The following is a 16,163-nucleotide window of genomic DNA, read 5'->3' as shown; positions in this document are numbered from 1 at the left end:
AGTCGTTTTGCTATTTATAAGTTGTTATTTATTTGGTAATTGCGGTGGACGCATTTTGTATTGATTCTGTTTCAAACTCATCAAAAAAGCTTCTAACGCATCCATTTCCGAAGCAGTTAAATTCAATTTCTGAACTAACTCTGTTGTTTTTGGAAATAATGAATCATTTTTCTGTTTTTCATTTGGTTGAAAATGAAACATTCCGGCATTGTACATATTGATTACGCCACGAATTGTAGGGAAAAGTCCGTTGTGCATATAAGGTGCATTTTGAGGAACTTCTCGTAATGAAGGTGTTTTGAATTCACCAACATTTTTAGCCAATTTAGTTGTATTGTATAAACCTAAATCTTCGTATTCTCGACCATAATATGTCAAACCAATATTATGAAATTTATTATCCGAAAAATACGCTGTATTATGACAATTGATGCAACGCGCTTTTGTGCGGAAAAGATGTAAACCTTCAATTTCTTGATCAGTTAATTCATCCGATTTTCCTGCAATAAATTTATCAAATCTATTTTTTGGAGATAAAATTGTACGTTCAAAGGTTGCAATCGCTTTTGTAATACGGTCATTCGTTACTTTTTCGTCTCCAAAAGCGGCTTTAAATAATTCTTTGTAACCATTAATTTCAGCAATTCTTTTTGTTGCAAAATCAATGTGATGATTCATTTCTTTTTTATCACGTATCGGAAATTCAGCTTGTTCTTCCAATGTTTTTGCACGACCATCCCAAAACATTACTTTTGAGTAAGCAACATTCATCAAACTCGGCGAATTACGCGCTCCCAATTGACGATCTTCACCATAAGGCACACGACGACCATCGCCCCAATTCAACTCAGGATCGTGGCAATTTGCACAAGAAATTTGATTTGAATTTGATAAACGAGGATCAAAAAATAAGGATTTTCCTAACTCAGCTTTCTCTTTAGAATATGGATTATCTTTAGGAAAAGGAACTTCGCCTAATGTACCAATATCTTCAAAACCATCTTTCAAAACACTTTCGTCCACAGTTGGTTTTGGCCATTTTGACTGATCTCCGCTACTATACAATGTACGTAATTCGGTAACTGTATAACCTTGATCGATTATTTTGTTACTGTTAAACGCATAAAATAGAGTAGTCGCACCAAATGCAACGATTGGAAGCATTTTTTTCATCTTCATTCTAATAATTTAATTGAATTCCGAAATTCATTAAATACGTATTATCTGTATTGATTTCGGAAAAATTGCTCTTATTTGTTGCAAATATACCTTTTAACTGCGTATATAGTTCGATAGTTTTGTAGTTTTTTACCGGTAAAATATAACGAATGGACGTTGAAGCATCAAAATGATTGGTTGTATTGTACGCATAATCATAAGCCGCAACATTGTTGTAAAAAGTATCTTCGTTGATTCCAGTCATTTTTGTATAATCAAAATAAGAATCCAACAATGCATAATAATTAAAAGCTAAACCGACATTTAATTTCGAATTATTCTTCAACATCAAATCTTTATTTCCATAAATACCAACATCCAACGATTTAATTTTCATGTCGTAAATCGCTAAAGCATCATAATATTTGTTCTGATTATAGCTTGTTTTGAAACCAAGAAAATAATTCATTTTTGTAAGATCACGATTTGCTAAATTAACATCTAAAATTAGATTTTGTAAGCGATTTTGATAATTCATTCCGCCAATAGAAACATCGTAATTTTCGCCATCTTTTCTCGAAAAATCTAAACGTGCATTGATTGTATTGTTATCAAATTTTGTCATAAAATTCGCATAAGCAAAATGCTCGTTGGTATCCCAAACATAGATAAAGAACTTATCTTCTTTGGTTTTGCTATCATACATTCGCTGTTGATTTTCTTGGTAATTGTAACCTAAAATCAACCTTGTATTGTCTGAACTAAATTGATATCCACCACCGATTTTTGAAATGATATTTCGTGTAAAATATTCGTAGATTGTTTTTTCGTTATTAATTGAATTTCTCAATGGGTTATTAATTTCGCGACCATAACCTGCCATGTAACGCAAATAGGTACTCGAATTTTCTTCTACATCTTGATTTCTACCTTTATACTTTAGACTATAATCTTTATCTTTTCGACCATATGCACCCAAAACAAAAATCTGATGTCCATCAAAAATTTGATAACCAACTTGAATTTCTCCAACCAATTGATTGTTTTTAATCTCTGGACGAGGATCTAATTTACGCGCCATTTTGTTGACATTCAATTCGGCTTTAGCAGCTAATGTTAAGTTTCCAAAATTTTTCGAAACTCCACCACGAATCAAATATTGTTGATTATCCCAATCTGCTGCACGCGGAACGTAGAAATATTGAGGAGAAAGCACTTGTTGTTCATCTGTACGCTCGTCAGAAAGATTCCATGATAAATTTTTTTCATTGAATTTCTGTAGGTCAATCATTCCAAAAATTCTAAAACCATTTTCTGTTGTGTACAAACCTTCGCTCAAAAAACCATAACGATTTGTTTCTTCGGCTGTTTGTTTACGCGCAAATTGATTGTTTTTATGACTGAAATAAATTCCAGTATGCGTATAATCTTTAATCGGTAAAGAATGTGTCGCAACAGGTAATTGCCAATTTAAATCCTTTATAACTTGTTCAGCTTCGTTAGAAGTTACTTTTATCGAATCATTTTCTTGTGCAAATGATGTACTTCCGAAAAGTAAACACGCAAAAGAAACAATTTTCAACAATTTGTTATCGTATGTTGTTAAATCAATTGATTTCATGTTTTTTTAATTTCTATTGCGCAAAAATCTTTGGTTCAGCTTTGATGTTTACAAAATCGTTTGTAGAATTGTTTGTATCCTTCAAAATTATACGACCATTAATTGTTTTTTGAGTTTTACGAATAATGGATGTTGATGTATAAGAACCCGCTGTTAAATAAGCATAACCAGCATCTTGTTTATTTTGTAGTTTTTTAGGAACCAATTTAGTTCCCATATCTTGAGTTGTTTCTACAGCATCTAAAATAAAATCATTCGGCAATTGTAAATATTGATACGTTGTTTTATTTGACGGATTTTTTACCTTACCAAAACCATTTATTTCATTTTCATCAGCTCTAAAAAGAATATAAGCTTGACGACCTAAATTGTCTAATAATAAATCTTTATTTCCATTTGCCCACCACACAATATCTAAATCGGGAACAGCAGGATTTTGAATATCATACGAATATTGAGAACCTAAATAACTCGTCATATTTACCTCAAAATCGGCGTTTGATAAGTCGACCGTTAACTCTGGTTTTAGAATTTCGATCACTTTACCATTTGCATCGGTATAATTTCCTTTATGATTTATCGCCGTTTGCGCAATTGTTATACTTTGACCTGGTTGAACTGGATAAGTCGTTCCATTTCCTGGAATACGAACCGCATTCGAAACATAAACATAGCCCGTATTCGCTTCAGCACCTTTTGTATTTCCTTCACCTTTGGACCAATCTAATTGCCCATTTGCTTGAGAATATGATTGAGATTCGACTGTATTAGCACCAAATAATTGCGCAAAAATTAAACCATCTGCATAAATTACTTCATTCGAATTGTTGTAAATCTCAATAAATTGATCTCTAAACAAAGCGCCTTCTTTGATATCAGAACCTCCGTAATAGATTTGTTTTAAAATTAAACCACCAATTATTTTAGCCGAATTCAACTCGATAGCAATTGAAATATTTGAAGAATTTACACTCACATTTTGCGCAGATCCATTAAATTCAATATTATCTTCTGTTCCAGCATCATATCCAAATAAAGTTTCAAACTCTGTTGGAGTCAAGGAAAAACTAACATTCACTGAATATGTTCCTGGAATTAATTGAGGAAAAACCGCTTCACCATTACTGTTGGTAACTGCTTCATACGTCATTCCTGTTTGTGTATTTTTAAGAATTGTTTTCGCATTTACAGGTAATTTTGAAGCATCAAAATCACTATCAAAAGTAACCTTTGTTGTAAATGTAACGGGTTGAACCGCTGAATTTCCAAAATCATCATCAGAACAAGAATTAAATAATAAACTTGCTAAAATAGGAGTGAGAAGTATATATTTTTTTAACATAATAATCTTTTTTGAAATTGTTTAGAATTAGAAAGTATATTCAATTTTACCTCCCAATGAAAATTTTGCTATTTTTGAAACAATTCTTTCACCAGAATCGTTGATATAAGTAGGTTTTAAGCCTAAAACATTTGTTGTATAAACAGATACTTTGAATCCATTTAAGAAATCTTTGGAAATACGTAAATGGAAATTATGCAATGAATTTTGTAATTCTGCTAATGTTTTTTGTGGCGCTTTAATCAAATGTCCGTACAAATCTGTATTTCCTTGATCTTCGACAGGAATTGCATGATAAACAGAATTTTCATCCAAATATCCTATTGGATTTCTATTGTTGTATTTATCATGATTTTGAATAAAAATGTGTTCTGTACGAAGAGATAAAATCAATCCAACTTTTTTCAAATGATAATTAAAATTTGTTCCAAACATTAAAGCTTCATCATTCGATTTTGGATTATAATAGACAGCATATTTTTCTTTTGCTAAAACATTTGTAGAAGCTTCATATTCATAAACAGGCTTATTATTTGTTGTTTTTGTGTACGAACCATTCACCGAAATATCTAAATTTAAAGGTTTGATTCGGTTAAAATTCATAAACATTTCGATACCTTTATCCTTCGATTCTAAGTTATTTTCTAAAGTATTATAAATAATTTGATAAGCTTCTTTTCCAGTTACAGAATAGGTTGGAGTAGAAGTAGACGTGTCCACACTAATTGTAGAACCTTCTAAAGTTGCTGCATGATAAACTTTTGAAATACCATCTTTCAATTGATTATAATATCCTGTTACATTTAATGATCCGAAAGGCAAATTAACATCAAAACCTATTTCTGAATTGTAAGATCTACTTGGTTTCAAATTTAAATTATTTCCTTCCAAAAGAAACGTTTCAATCCAGCCATATTGTTTATTATTGACATAATAAATTCCGTCTCCCAACAAACGATCATAAATTCGATCACCTGTAAATAACTGATTTAACGAAGGTGCTTTAGAAGCAATTCCGTATCCACCACGAATTCTAAACACTTTATTGAACGCGTAAGATGTATTTATACGCGGTTGAAATGTGTTATTTCCATATTGATTATCAAATCTAAAACCTAAATCTAATTTGAAAACATTATCATTTTCGCCAAACTTCACAATTCTATCTTCTGCGTAAACAGACAATTGCCATTGAGTTTTGGTGTTTTTGAAATTATAATCACGATAACCCAAACCTCCTTTTGCACCGCTTAATGTATAATAGTTAGGCGTTGTATTTTCGTCTGTATATGTTCCACGACCTTTATTAGAACTTGATCGAGAAGATAAACCAACAGAAAAGGTATGGTTCCAATTGTTTTTAGATTCGTAATTTTTTACACCTTCTATATTCAAGAAAGTAGACATGGGAATTCCTTCTACATTTTTGACAAACCTATATTGATTTGGTAAAAATATCGCATCAGAAATTCCATTTTCCGTAGAAGTTGTAACTGCAGCAGTTGCTACATTATTCCAACGTTCTTCTTTCGAATTTTGCTTTTCATAACTTATGTTTGCATCAACATTTAAAGCGTCAATCCAATCTTTTTTCAAGTTCCATTTCAGATTATTAGATAATCGAATTGAGAACTTATCATTCTTTATTTTAGGATCCGAAATATCATCTGGATCATATTTTATTTTATCATTATTGATTGCAAAACTTCCTTCTAAAGTATTAACCAACGTATTGATTTTGTTCGATGATTTCCACGCTGCATTTGTCGTAATACGATTATAGGATTTCAAATTATCTCGAACATCTTCATTAGAAGCCAAATAATTACCCGACAAACTCAAGAAATTTCTATCATTAAGCTTGAAACCTTTTGATACATTATATTCTGTCGTCGCATCTAACATCGAAATAGAAGCGCGTAGGGGAGTTGCACCAACTTTAGAATTGATGATGATTAATCCTGAAGTTAAATCTCCATATTTTGCAGGAGCAATTCCTTGAATAATCTTTACTTCATCGATATTAGCTGTTGTAATTTGACGCAAATCGACACCATAACTTGGATTGTTAAAATCATTGAAACCACCACCAGATAAAGAAGTAAACGCTTGCATATTTTCGTTGTTCGAAATTGGAATATCATTGACTACAATCGACGTCCCAAATGCTTTATTCTGAAAATAATCTTTACGATCATTATTTGTATTACTCGACAAACTTCCTGATAATCCCAAATTATTTGAAGAAATCGCAGTTCTAAAAACAACATTTTTGAATTCGTTGTTGTTAAAATCCATTGTAACTTGTCCTGGTAATTGTTGCAAAACTTCGTTTAACGAAAACGCTTGCACATTTTCTATCGCTTCTTTACCAAGCGTAATTTCTGAATATTCTTTTTTCTTTTTCGGGAAAATATTAACCTGTTCTAATCGTAAAGTTTGATTATAAAGAATAATCGAAACGTTATTCTCTGAAGAATCTACAACAATTTCTTGTGTTTCTTTTCCTTTTTGAGAAAAAGACAAATTAGTATTCTCGTTCGTTAATTCGATTGTAAAAATTCCGTCAGAATTAGTTTGTGTCCATCTTTTACTTTGTGGATCTTGAACCTGTACGTTAGATAATTTTTTACCATTTTCGTCGGTTACAGTTCCGGTAATAATTCGTTGTGCATTTACAAAACCAAATGTACCCAATAGTGAGAGCGCTAATAAACCTTTTTTCATCAATAAGAAAATTGTGGTGCAAATTTATTTTAAATTAATCTAAATAGCAATAGAATAAAAATCATATTTTAATAAAACATTAAATATTAATCAAAAGAAGTAATGTTATCGGATCTAAGATTATGTTAAATAGAAAATGATTAAATTTATACAAAGATGAAAAGAAGTGTATAAAGAATATTTAGTTCCAATTTCCATAAAAGGAATAATTAGAATAAATGGTAAATATTTATTGGTTAAGAATAATCGAAATGAATGGGAATTACCTGGAGGAAGATTAGAACCAAATGAATTGCCAGAAGAAACTCTTGAACGTGAAATTTATGAAGAATTAAATATAAAGTTTAAAGTTTCAAAAATTGTTGATTCTTGGGTTTTTGAGGTTGTTCCAAATAAAACTGTATTTATTGTAGCATATTTAATTGATGCAAATAGTATTGAACATTCAAATTTTGGATTATTTAATCTAGAAGAATTAGAACATATGGATATTCCGAAAGGATATCTAAATTCTATAAAAAATATATATATAGGAGATTGTTTACTTTCCTACTTAACATAATAAAGATTATTAACATTAATATTTCATAGAAATAATAATGTTATAATATATATTATGTTAAATTGAATAATAAAGTCTACCTATTTATGATAATCAATAAGCTTTTGGTGAAACTGGTTTTTATAATTTGCAAACATTAAAAAATAATAATAATCTAGCTTATCATATATTGTTCATATTATATTGAATCTATATTTAGTTTGAAATAAAAAAACCTCCAATAATTTGGAGGTTTTTAGTTATATATAATTGTTATTACATTTTTGGCATTCCTGGGAATCCACCTGCTGGCATATTTTTAGACATTGTTTCCATCATCTTTTTACCATTTGCAGAATTCATAAATTTCATCATTTTACCCATTTCAGAGAATTGTTTCAATAATTGATTCACTTCTTGTAAAGATGTTCCTGAACCAGCTGCAATTCTTTTCTTACGAGAATTATCGATAATATTTGGATTTTGACGCTCTTTTTTTGTCATTGAGTGAATAATCGCTTCAACACCTTTAAAAGCATTGTCGTCAATATCTACATCTTTCAACGCTTTTCCTGCACCAGGAATCATTCCAACCAAATCTTTCATATTACCCATACGTTTGATTTGTTGAATTTGTTTTAAGAAATCATCAAAATCGAAGCTATTTTTTGCAATTTTCTTTTGTAAACGTTTTGCTTCTTCTTCGTCAAATTGTTCTTGAGCACGCTCTACTAACGAAACAACGTCACCCATTCCCAAAATACGATCTGCCATACGTTCTGGATAGAAAACATCTAAAGCTTCCATTTTCTCACCAGTTGAAATAAATTTGATTGGCTTGTCAACAACAGTTCTAATCGTTAATGCAGCTCCACCACGTGTATCACCGTCTAATTTTGTTAAAACAACTCCATTATAATTCAATACTTCATTGAAGGCTTTTGCAGTATTCACCGCATCTTGCCCTGTCATAGAATCTACAACAAATAAAGTTTCGGTAGGATTAACTGTTTGGTGAACGCGACGAATTTCATCCATCATTTGTTCGTCAATCGCTAAACGACCAGCTGTATCGACGATAATTACATTATTTCCGTTTTGTTTTGCTTGTGCAATTGCTGATTGAGCTATTTCTACAGGATTTTTGTTTTCTAAATCAGCATAAACATCCACACCAATTTGCTCTCCTAAAACTTGCAACTGATTGATGGCAGCTGGACGATAAACGTCACCAGCAACTAATAATACTTTTTTGTTTTTCTTAGTTTTTAGGAAATTAGCTAATTTACCAGAAAAAGTTGTTTTACCAGAACCTTGTAAACCAGCAATTAAAATAATTGTAGGATTATCGTCTACTTTCAGTTCAGTAACCTCACCTCCCATTAATTTTGCTAATTCATCATGAACAATTTTTACCATTAATTGTCCAGGATTAAGCGATGTAATTACGTTTTCACCTAAAGCTTTTTCTTTTACTGTATTTGTAAAATCTTTTGCAACTTTATAACTAACATCGGCATCAACAAGGGCTCTACGCACTTCTTTTACGGTTTCTGCAACGTTAATTTCTGTAATTTGTCCTTTTCCTTTTAAGGTATGTAATGCTTTATCTAATTTATCCTGAAGATTTTGAAACATTTTGAGTCAATTTTAGGACACAAATATAAAAAAATTATACCGAATAATATAAAATCACACAACAAGGGTTTTAATTAAGTTATAATGATTAACTTGTGTGCTCAAATTTTGGTTGAATGAAAAAAGGTTTAGTACTATTTTTATTCTTTGTTACTGGGGTGGTTTTCAGTCAAACAAAGAATAATAAAACTTATTATTTTTTTTCCATCGCTTATGGACAAGATAATGAAGTTTATGTAACAGATGTTTATGAAGCAAGCATCGATAACAAAGATATCTATGGCAAACTGGCAGATAGATATACAAAGTTTCAGAATTATTTATTAAAAAATGGAACGATTAGTTCTTTAAAAGAAATTCAAACGGGTTACGAAAAGAATTATCAGAAAAAAGAACAAGCAGAAGCTGAACAAAAATACTTTCTATCTACATTAGAAAAACAACAATTTACAGCGAAAATGATTAATTATTCGCTTTAAAACACAAAAAACCACTTCAAATGAAGTGGTTTTTTATTTCTATTTTGAACTAATTTATTGATCATTTAATAATCGCGCAGCTTCTTTTGCAAAGTAAGTTGAAATCAGGTCTGCTCCAGCTCTTTTGAAACAAGTTAAAGACTCTAAAATAACTTTATCATTATCTAACCAACCTTTTTCTACAGCAGCTTTTATCATCGCATATTCACCTGAAACCTGATAAACAGAAACTGGAACTTGTAAATTATCTTTCACTAGTTTCACAATATCTAAATAAGCCATTCCTGGTTTTACCATCAAAATATCTGCACCTTCTTCTACATCTGCAATTGCTTCGCGCAACGCTTCTTGTGAATTATGGTAATCCATTTGATAGGTTTTTTTATCTTTCGGAATTTCTTGAGAATCAACTGGTGCAGAATCTAAAGCAGTACGGAAAGGTCCATAAAAAGACGATGCATATTTCGCAGCATACGTCATAATTCCTACATTATGAAAACCGTTTTCCTCCAACGCAGCACGCATCGCTCCTATTCGACCGTCCATCATATCAGAAGGAGCAACAAAATCGGCACCTGCTTCTGCATGAGATAACGTCATTTTTACCAAAGCATCAACAGTTTCATCATTAATAACTTCTCCATTTTTGATGATTCCATCGTGACCATAAATTGAATATGGATCTAAGGCAACATCAGGCATTACAATCATTTCTGGAACAGCATCTTTAATCGCTTTGATTGTATTTTGCATCAATCCGTTTGGATTCCAAGCCTCTTTACCTGTGTTATCTTTTAAATTATCACTAACTTTACAATATATGTTAACTGATTTTATACCTAAATCCCAAATTTCTTTTACTTCTTTTACAGTATTGTCAAGAGATTGGCGATAAATACCTGGCATTGCAGCAATTTCTTCCTTCACACCTTCTCCTTCAGCCATAAAAATTGGTAAAATAAAATCGTTTGGTGACAAATGATTTTCGCGAATCATACTACGAATTGATTCATTTTTGCGTAGTCGTCTATGTCTGTTATATAAAAACATTTGATTAAAATTTTAGACAAATTTACTCGATTTCATTTGAATAAGGCTAATGAATAATATCAATTATATTTATTAATTTTAAAAGAAAATCAATCATTTGAATAATCACTTAAAATATTTATCATTCATTATATTATTTGGATTAATTTCTTGCAAAATCACAAGAAGAATTTATTAATTCTGTTAAAACAATCAAATTCAAAAAATAGATTTAAACTTGCGCAAACGTAGCTAAACAAATATCTTTGTAGCATGCGAATAGATATTATCACTGTTTTACCCGAATTATTAGTTAGTCCATTTTCTGCCTCGATTATGAAACGTGCGCAAGACAAAGGTTTAGCTGAAATTCATGTTCACGATTTGAGAGATTTTGGAAAAGGACGTTATCGTCATGTAGATGATTATCCGTACGGAGGAACTTCTGGAATGGTGATTATGTGCGAGCCTTTGGACAAAATGATTTCGAAATTGAAAGATGAACGTACGTATGATGAAATTATTTATTTGACGCCAGATGGTGAAACGTTGAATCAAACAATTGCGAATGATTTATCGTTGAAAGGAAATCTTATGATGATTTGTGGACATTACAAAGGTATCGATCAACGTATTCGAGATATGTATGTTACAAGAGAAATTTCGATTGGTGATTATGTACTTTCGGGTGGTGAATTTGGTGCAATTATTTTGGCTGATTCTATTATTCGATTGTTACCTGGAGTAATTGGTGATGAGACTTCTGCCCTTTCAGATTCGTTTCAAGATGATTTGTTGGCGCCACCAATTTACACACGTCCAGCCGAATATAAAGGTCTTAAAGTTCCTGATGTTTTACTTTCTGGTAACTTTCCTAAAATAGAGGAATGGCTACATGAACAAGCAATTGAACGTACAAAAGAGCGTCGCCCAGATTTGTTGGAAAAAAGATCAAAATAAACTAAAAAAGCTTCTAATTAGGAAGCTTTTTTTCATAAATAATTTATTGTATCTTAATTCAATATATTATTTATGAAATACATCTATTTTTTTATACTTATATTATCTTTTAATTCTTGTAAAAATAATTCCGAAGCTGACAATAAATTATTAGAACAAATACAAGGTGTCTGGTCAACTAAAATGGTAGTTTTAGATCCAGTTATTTATAAATTCGATCAGGATTCAATATATAATAATAAAGGATATTATGATGGTATCTATGAAACTTATGGAATTCGAGAGCATAAAAAATTTATACCTACTAAATTTTTAGGTAATTCAATCAAATTCTATGTAAGAGATTCAACAGTTCATTATTTTGATTCTATCAATAGACCAAAACCATTTTTTAAAATTTTATCAATAAATAAAGAAGAAATGGTTATCAAATATAATAATGATTCTAGTCTTGATACACTTGGAAGAAGAGATAATAATACCAAAACTCCATTAGATTATGATCAAATTATCTATACGACAAGTGGTTGTTATGGAAGTTGTAGTATAATAAATATCGCTATTCAAAAAAATGGAACTATTATTAGTGCTAATGAAGCTTTTAATGGAAAAAAGGGCGTTTTTGAAGGTAAATTAGATAAAAAATTTCATCAATTTTTAGAGCAGAAAATTAATGACGCAGAATTACTTTCATTAAAAGATAATTATGAAGAACAAATTACAGATCAATCAGAAGATTTGTTACTTGTCATAAAGAAGGATAAAATTATAAAATCGATACGTGTTTATGCTTATCCTATAAATTCTTCTTATTCGAGTTTGGAATTAGCTCTTATTTATTCAGGTTCTATAATGAATGATCAAAAGAAATACCATGAATCTGAATACTTCCCACTACTCAGTTTAATCAATATTAATGGAAAACAATTAAGCAAAGCACAAACTTTCTTATTTTGGACAGAATTAATGAAGCATCCTTCAAATAAAATATCAATAAAAAATCAACAAACTTATAAAACAGAATTTTATTACTATTATTTTGGTGAAGAATTAGGAGAAATTAATCCTTGTAAATTACTTACTATAAAAGGAAATGGTCAACAATTTGAATTAACTTTTGAAAATAATCAAAAACATTATTACGATTTAGGATATAATTTTATACAACGATATATAGACTAAAAAAAGCTTCCTAATTGGAAGCTTTTTTAATATTTTTTATTTAATTCGATGAATATATTCAATTACTTTATCGTTAAAAATTTGTGGTTGATCGACATTCACGACATGTCCACAATCTTCGATAACAATCAATTCTGAATGTTTAGTATGTGCTTTTGTTAATTCCTGAATCGAAGGCAAAAACATATGATCTTCTGCTCCCATCACATATAAAGTCGGAATATTCAATTCAACTTTTCGAAACCATTTTAGCAATGGATTTACATCCGCAGTAAGTTTAAACCATTTCAAAAATTCTTTTTGATACAATTTTTTCGCTTCATTGATAAATAATAACCTTGATTCCTTGTGCGTATTTTTTGGCATTATAGCGAAAGCAAAAATTCGATACAAGATCAAATAAGGCAACATATGTTTGAAAGTATTTCCAACATTAATCAAAAATTGACATTGAAAATTAATTTTCATAATTGCACCTCCCATCACCATTGATTTGAATCGCTCCGAATAATCTTCTGCCAATTGTCGAATTACAATCGTTCCCAAAGACATCCCAACAAAATGCGTTTTATCAATATTTAAATGATCTAAAACATCAATGACATCTTTTGAAACCGATTTGAAAGTATAACGTTTTTCGAAAAGCGCTTTCAAGTTTTTCTTAGAACGTCCGTGTCCTCTCAAATCCATTAACAAAACATTAAAATGTTTGCGAAATTCACGCAATTGTTTGAACCAAATCGTAGAACTTCCTCCTGCTCCATGAACAAAAGTAACCCATTCTGTACTCGTTGGATGATTATATGTAGTGTATGCTAACAATTTTCTAAATAAGTTTTTCGCAAAATTAAACTAAAAACTATGCCAAACATAATAATTACTAGGTTTTAAGAAATTTTTAATCTTCATCATCGTCGTCATCTATAAAAGAACCAGTCTTTTTCAAGTAAAAAACATCGTTCATTACTTCTGCTTTCACATAATTTAGCTCTTCTTGCTCTTTCATTCGATCCGTAAATAACGTTCCTGTTAAATGATCGTATTCGTGCTGAAAAATAACCGCTGTAAAACCTTCTACCGTTTCATCATGAAAATTTCCATCCAAATCATAATACTCCAATCGAAGAACCAAGCTTCTAAACACTTTTCCGAAAATATCAGGAATCGACAAACAACCTTCGCGACCGTGACGAACAATGTCCGAATACCAAGTAATTTTTGGATTGATAATAAACTCAAAAGGTTCACCTTCTTTATCAAAACGTTGTACCCAAACCGCGTTGCGATTAATCCCAATTTGTGGAGCTGCAATTCCAACACCTTTACTTGCTTCGTCTTGTACAGTCGCATACATACGATCGGCCAATAATTTGATTAACGGATCTTTTGGATCAATATCAATAGAAGTTGATTTTAAGATTTTTGTATCTGCATCCGAAGTCGTTAATAAAACACGAAAAGGATCATAGGAATTCTTTTCTTTTATTAATGTCGTTTCTGTCTTTGTTAATGGCGTATAAACAATGTTTTTCATATTTTTTGATTGAGCAAATAATGCAGAAGAACAAATCAATAAGCTATAGGTTAATGTTTTTATCATTTTTTAAGGATCAATTTGTCTAAAGAATATTTTCCTGCGCCTGATAAAAATATAACTAAATAATTGATTAAATAGAATAATCCCAATTCTTTTTTACCAAAATCATGATCTGCATGCACGATAAATACAGCAACTAACATCGTAATGATAAGTGGAATAACGGCTAAACGAGTAAATAATCCGACCAAAACTAAAAAAGCACAAAGAATTTCTGCAAAAACCGTTAAACCCAAAGATATTTCTGGTCCAAGTCCAATTGGATCACCAAATTCAAAATTACCATTGATTAATTTTTGCAATTTTCCGAATCCATGTGTAAACATAAATCCACCAGCAGCTAAACGTACTAATAACAATGACAAATCGATAAATGCAGGTTGATTACCTAAAAGTTTAAATTTTGTGCTCATTTTTTTATTTTTTTTCAAATATAAGTTCTAGTTTTTACGTTCACCTTTAAATAGATCAAGAAATTTACATTTTTGGATTAATTTTGGTTAATCTTTCTATTCAAGAATAAAAAATACAACATATGTTAAAAAACATTGCCTTAATTACCATATTATTTTCAGGTTTTGCATTTGCTCAAAAATCTGAATTACAACAAAATGATGTTTTAGGAAATCCAACTTTTATCGAAGAATCGATGCAAAAAGCACGTATTCGCATGAAGTTTATCGAAGGTTATGAAACCGAATATTACACAAAATCAACGTATAATAAAGATGGAAATCCAACAAAACGTGATTATTTTGATGAAGCTGGAAATAAAACTTTTGCTGAAACATTTAATTACAATGAATCAAATAAATTGATTTCGAGAGAAATGAAAAACAATGACGAAAGTTTAGTTTTCAATTTTGATTACGAATATACAACAGATGGTTATATCGTGACGAAAAGCGAAAATGATGTCAATGTTTCTAAAACGGAATATAAATTAGATCAAAATCAGAATGTAACTTACGAAAGAGAAACTAATTTATTGGAAGATTCGGATGTTTTTATAGAGAAAACGTTTCAATATCAAAATGGATTTTTAGTCAAAACATTGGTGAAATATAATCAAGGAACTTATACGTTGAATTATAAAAATGACGCAAAAGGCAATCCAATAGAGGAAACTTATGTAGACAAAGACAATAAACAAGTCAATAAATATGTTCGAAAATTTGATGAAAACAATAATATTATCGAAGAAACAGTGCTTGATGAAACAGGAAAAGTAAAGAATATTTCCACGATTAAATATCAATACGATAATCACAAAAATTGGATCAAACGAACACAATTCGTCAAAGATATTGATCAACCAATTTCAAATACAACAAGAACAATACGTTATTAGAAATACAAGAGCCAAGTTAATTTGGCTCTTTTTTATTTGATTATTTAACTAAATGTTTTTAAATTTATTCAAATCAATTATTTAACTTCATCTATTATGATCAATAATGTGCAAGAATTTAATCGACTTTTTCAGTTATATCAAAAAGATAATCGTTTCAATTTGTACATAAATGATTATCCTAAAAATGAATTTTTGATTCAATTTTATTCAGATGAAATTGAAGATTTAAATTTGGAATATGTTGATATTAATTCAAATTCTATCAAAAAAATACATGATTATCGTGCAAAATTAAGTGATTTTTTTCAACCCGAAGAACTTCCAACATTAGAGATTAAATCAATTTCAGGTTATTTTAGTCATTTTGATTTCTATTTTATGACCAATGAAAAAACCTTTTTATTTAACTATATTCACCGCGATTTTTTGTCTCAATTAATTGATATTCTTCTTGCTGAATTAGATTGTAATTTTATCAGCCGATTAAAGACTGAACTTTTAATCAATTTAGAATATGATTAATTTTTTTGTTAAA

The 16,163-nt window shown here is 30.1% G+C and carries 15 protein-coding genes; 6 read left to right on the top strand and 9 right to left on the bottom strand.

Annotated features, from left to right (window positions below; genetic code table 11):
• Positions 1-24 precede the first annotated feature (24 nt).
• Genes FH779_RS08815 through FH779_RS08800 form a run of 4 tightly spaced genes read right to left on the bottom strand, consistent with a single transcriptional unit; the run spans position 25 to position 6,848 of the window.
• Complete coding sequence (locus FH779_RS08815; RefSeq protein WP_180906825.1) at positions 25-1,173, bottom strand: cytochrome-c peroxidase; 1,149 nt, start codon at positions 1,171-1,173, stop codon at positions 25-27.
• A 7-nt stretch (positions 1,174-1,180) separates the two neighbouring features.
• A complete protein-coding gene (locus FH779_RS08810) occupies positions 1,181-2,779 on the bottom strand; it encodes a DUF6850 family outer membrane beta-barrel protein (protein WP_180904377.1) in 1,599 nt (532 codons plus the stop codon).
• A 13-nt stretch (positions 2,780-2,792) separates the two neighbouring features.
• Positions 2,793-4,121, bottom strand: a complete 1,329-nt coding sequence (locus FH779_RS08805) for a DUF4876 domain-containing protein (RefSeq protein WP_180904376.1) — start codon at positions 4,119-4,121, stop codon at positions 2,793-2,795.
• 27 nt (positions 4,122-4,148) lie between these two features.
• Positions 4,149-6,848, bottom strand: coding sequence for a TonB-dependent receptor (locus FH779_RS08800; protein WP_180904375.1), 2,700 nt, complete (start codon positions 6,846-6,848; stop codon positions 4,149-4,151).
• Positions 6,849-7,014: 166 nt separating this feature from the next.
• Between FH779_RS08800 and FH779_RS08795 the strand changes: the two genes are divergently transcribed.
• A complete protein-coding gene (locus FH779_RS08795) occupies positions 7,015-7,410 on the top strand; it encodes an NUDIX domain-containing protein (protein ID WP_180904374.1) in 396 nt (131 codons plus the stop codon).
• Between the two features lie 255 nt (positions 7,411-7,665).
• On the opposite strand, the gene ffh is transcribed toward FH779_RS08795, so the two are convergent.
• Positions 7,666-9,027, bottom strand: a complete 1,362-nt coding sequence (gene ffh, locus FH779_RS08790) for a signal recognition particle protein (protein ID WP_038334138.1) — start codon at positions 9,025-9,027, stop codon at positions 7,666-7,668.
• A 116-nt stretch (positions 9,028-9,143) separates the two neighbouring features.
• On the opposite strand from ffh, the gene FH779_RS08785 reads away from it, so the two are divergent.
• Positions 9,144-9,506: a hypothetical protein gene (locus FH779_RS08785; RefSeq protein ID WP_180904373.1), complete on the top strand. Its 363-nt coding sequence runs from the start codon at positions 9,144-9,146 to the stop codon at positions 9,504-9,506.
• Between the two features lie 54 nt (positions 9,507-9,560).
• Here FH779_RS08785 and hemB read toward each other — a convergent pair whose 3' ends face one another.
• Entirely contained in the window at positions 9,561-10,556 is a 996-nt protein-coding gene (gene hemB, locus FH779_RS08780) for a porphobilinogen synthase (protein WP_038334133.1), read from the bottom strand.
• A 252-nt stretch (positions 10,557-10,808) separates the two neighbouring features.
• Between hemB and trmD the strand changes: the two genes are divergently transcribed.
• Positions 10,809-11,495 (top strand): tRNA (guanosine(37)-N1)-methyltransferase TrmD, encoded by a 687-nt coding sequence (gene trmD, locus FH779_RS08775; RefSeq protein ID WP_115000229.1) that lies wholly within the window; start codon positions 10,809-10,811, stop codon positions 11,493-11,495.
• 72 nt (positions 11,496-11,567) lie between these two features.
• Positions 11,568-12,677, top strand: a complete 1,110-nt coding sequence (locus FH779_RS08770) for a DUF6438 domain-containing protein (protein ID WP_180904372.1) — start codon at positions 11,568-11,570, stop codon at positions 12,675-12,677.
• Positions 12,678-12,713: 36 nt separating this feature from the next.
• On the opposite strand, the gene FH779_RS08765 is transcribed toward FH779_RS08770, so the two are convergent.
• From FH779_RS08765 to FH779_RS08755, 3 genes are all read right to left on the bottom strand, one after another.
• On the bottom strand, positions 12,714-13,499 hold the full coding sequence (locus FH779_RS08765) for an alpha/beta fold hydrolase (protein ID WP_125349375.1): 786 nt from the start codon (positions 13,497-13,499) through the stop codon (positions 12,714-12,716).
• Between the two features lie 76 nt (positions 13,500-13,575).
• The gene (gene def / locus FH779_RS08760; RefSeq protein ID WP_180904371.1) at positions 13,576-14,277 is read right to left on the bottom strand and encodes a peptide deformylase; all 702 of its coding nucleotides are present in this window, start codon (positions 14,275-14,277) and stop codon (positions 13,576-13,578) included.
• Positions 14,274-14,687 carry a DoxX family protein gene (locus FH779_RS08755; RefSeq protein WP_180904370.1) on the bottom strand — a complete coding sequence of 138 codons (414 nt, stop codon included), beginning with the start codon at positions 14,685-14,687 and terminating at the stop codon, positions 14,274-14,276. Before FH779_RS08755 ends, def begins: the two co-directional genes overlap by 4 nt.
• 122 nt (positions 14,688-14,809) lie before the next feature.
• On the opposite strand from FH779_RS08755, the gene FH779_RS08750 reads away from it, so the two are divergent.
• On the top strand, positions 14,810-15,625 hold the full coding sequence (locus FH779_RS08750; protein WP_180904369.1) for a hypothetical protein: 816 nt from the start codon (positions 14,810-14,812) through the stop codon (positions 15,623-15,625).
• A gap of 96 nt (positions 15,626-15,721) precedes the next feature.
• The gene (locus FH779_RS08745; protein ID WP_038335800.1) at positions 15,722-16,150 is read left to right on the top strand and encodes a hypothetical protein; all 429 of its coding nucleotides are present in this window, start codon (positions 15,722-15,724) and stop codon (positions 16,148-16,150) included.
• The last annotated feature ends 13 nt before the right edge of the window (positions 16,151-16,163 follow it).

This window comes from Empedobacter falsenii, from assembly GCF_013488205.1.
Lineage (GTDB): Bacteria > Bacteroidota > Bacteroidia > Flavobacteriales > Weeksellaceae > Empedobacter > Empedobacter falsenii_C.
The sequence above is the reverse complement of the archived record's forward strand: the minus strand, read 5'-3'. Positions and strand labels throughout refer to the sequence as shown.

Excerpts from the sequence above, each read along its gene's own strand:
- FH779_RS08815 (WP_180906825.1), bottom strand. The coding sequence starts at position 1,173 with ATGAAAAAAATGCTTCCAATCGTTGCATTTGGTGCGACTACTCTATTT.
- FH779_RS08810 (WP_180904377.1), bottom strand. The coding sequence starts at position 2,779 with ATGAAATCAATTGATTTAACAACATACGATAACAAATTGTTGAAAATT.
- FH779_RS08805 (WP_180904376.1), bottom strand. The coding sequence starts at position 4,121 with ATGTTAAAAAAATATATACTTCTCACTCCTATTTTAGCAAGTTTATTA.
- FH779_RS08800 (WP_180904375.1), bottom strand. The coding sequence starts at position 6,848 with ATGAAAAAAGGTTTATTAGCGCTCTCACTATTGGGTACATTTGGTTTT.
- ffh (WP_038334138.1), bottom strand. The coding sequence starts at position 9,027 with ATGTTTCAAAATCTTCAGGATAAATTAGATAAAGCATTACATACCTTA.
- FH779_RS08785 (WP_180904373.1), top strand. The coding sequence starts at position 9,144 with ATGAAAAAAGGTTTAGTACTATTTTTATTCTTTGTTACTGGGGTGGTT.
- hemB (WP_038334133.1), bottom strand. The coding sequence starts at position 10,556 with ATGTTTTTATATAACAGACATAGACGACTACGCAAAAATGAATCAATT.
- trmD (WP_115000229.1), top strand. The coding sequence starts at position 10,809 with ATGCGAATAGATATTATCACTGTTTTACCCGAATTATTAGTTAGTCCA.
- FH779_RS08770 (WP_180904372.1), top strand. The coding sequence starts at position 11,568 with ATGAAATACATCTATTTTTTTATACTTATATTATCTTTTAATTCTTGT.
- def (WP_180904371.1), bottom strand. The coding sequence starts at position 14,277 with ATGATAAAAACATTAACCTATAGCTTATTGATTTGTTCTTCTGCATTA.
- FH779_RS08755 (WP_180904370.1), bottom strand. The coding sequence starts at position 14,687 with ATGAGCACAAAATTTAAACTTTTAGGTAATCAACCTGCATTTATCGAT.
- FH779_RS08750 (WP_180904369.1), top strand. The coding sequence starts at position 14,810 with ATGTTAAAAAACATTGCCTTAATTACCATATTATTTTCAGGTTTTGCA.
- FH779_RS08745 (WP_038335800.1), top strand. The coding sequence starts at position 15,722 with ATGATCAATAATGTGCAAGAATTTAATCGACTTTTTCAGTTATATCAA.